The sequence below is a fragment of the Kocuria sp. ZOR0020 genome, assembly GCF_000800955.1.
Lineage (GTDB): Bacteria > Actinomycetota > Actinomycetes > Actinomycetales > Micrococcaceae > Kocuria > Kocuria subflava.
Genome location: NZ_JROX01000288.1, coordinates 1 through 495 on the forward strand (window position 1 = coordinate 1; position 495 = coordinate 495).

1 protein-coding gene is annotated in these 495 nt (G+C 40.6%); it reads left to right on the top strand.

Annotated features, from left to right (window positions below; all coding sequences use genetic code 11):
* A partial coding sequence (locus tag L979_RS16390; RefSeq protein WP_197052157.1) for a hypothetical protein occupies nt 1-495 on the top strand: 495 nt, incomplete at both ends.

A 495-nucleotide genomic window follows, 5' to 3' on the forward strand; every position in this document is an offset into this window, starting at 1 on the left:
TCTTTAGTGGCATATTCAACTCTGTTCGTAGTGTCGTTAGTGGAGTATTTAGTGCCATAGGTAACTTTGCTTCAAACGCTTGGTCAAGAATTTCAGGTGTATTTAGCGGAGTCGGTAGTTTCTTTAGCGGAGTATTCAATGGTGCTAAAAATGCAGTTAATGGAGTGTTCAGCGCTTTTGGTGGTTTCGCTTCTAATGCTTACAACGCAATAACAGGAGTATTTAATGGGCTTGGTAGTTTCTTTAGTGGACTATTTGGAGGAATCAAGCATACGATAGACAGCGTTCTAGGTGGCGTCACAGGTACGATTGAAAAAGTATCAGGATCAATTAATGGTATTGCAGGTAAACTTGGCGGAATGTTCAAAGGTTCTATGGTAGTAGGCTTAACAGATGTTAATTTATCTTCTAGCGGTTACGGTTTGAGCACGAATAGCGTATCAAGCGATAATAGAACTTATAACACATTTAACGTGCAAGGCGGTGCTGGTCAAG